Genomic DNA, 619 nt, shown 5'->3' with positions numbered 1-619 from the left:
AAAAGAGCTTGTCCTAAGTTGACAATTTAATAGACAAACCTGTACACTCATAGACAAACCTATGAGTGACTTTATGTTTAAACCTCATGAATTTGCTAAAAAAATCGGAGTTTCAGTCAAGACCTTGCAAAGATGGGATGTTGAAGGAAGACTTCCAGCCAAAAGAACATTGTCGGGGCATCGTTTTTATACTGAAGATGATTTACTGATTACCCAGGGATTAAAACCTGTAGACTCAAAACGAAAAGTAGTTGTTTATTGTAGAGTTTCTTCGAGTAGCCAAAAACCCGAACTCAGAAACCAAGTATCCGCGATGGAAACATTTTGTTTGAGTCGTGGGTTAGCTGTTGATGATTGGGTTTCAGAGATTGGAGGCGGATTAAACTTTAAAAGAAAAAAGTTTTTATCAATTATGTTATCAATGCTTAAAGGCGAAATATCGACAATTGTTGTGGCGCACAAAGACAGAATGTGTCGGTTTGCTTTTGACTTTATTATGGAATTAGCAAGTTCCGTGAGGTGTCAGATCATAGTTGCTCCCTCAGGAATCTTTATCACCTCAACAAGAATTAGTCGAAGACCTAATGGCAATTATCCACTGCTTTTCTTGTCGATTGTA

Annotated in this window: 1 protein-coding gene; it reads left to right on the top strand. The window is 37.5% G+C overall.

Features of this window, described 5'->3' with window-relative positions; all coding sequences use genetic code 11:
• Positions 1 to 73: 73 nt before the first annotated feature.
• The coding region (locus tag ACIR131C_RS21485) for an IS607 family transposase (RefSeq protein WP_231395365.1) at positions 74 to 619 on the top strand (546 nt) is incomplete at its 3' end.

This window comes from Dolichospermum circinale AWQC131C (assembly GCF_000426905.1).
Lineage (GTDB): Bacteria > Cyanobacteriota > Cyanobacteriia > Cyanobacteriales > Nostocaceae > Dolichospermum > Dolichospermum circinale.
This window is presented reverse-complemented; position numbering and strand designations above follow the sequence as displayed.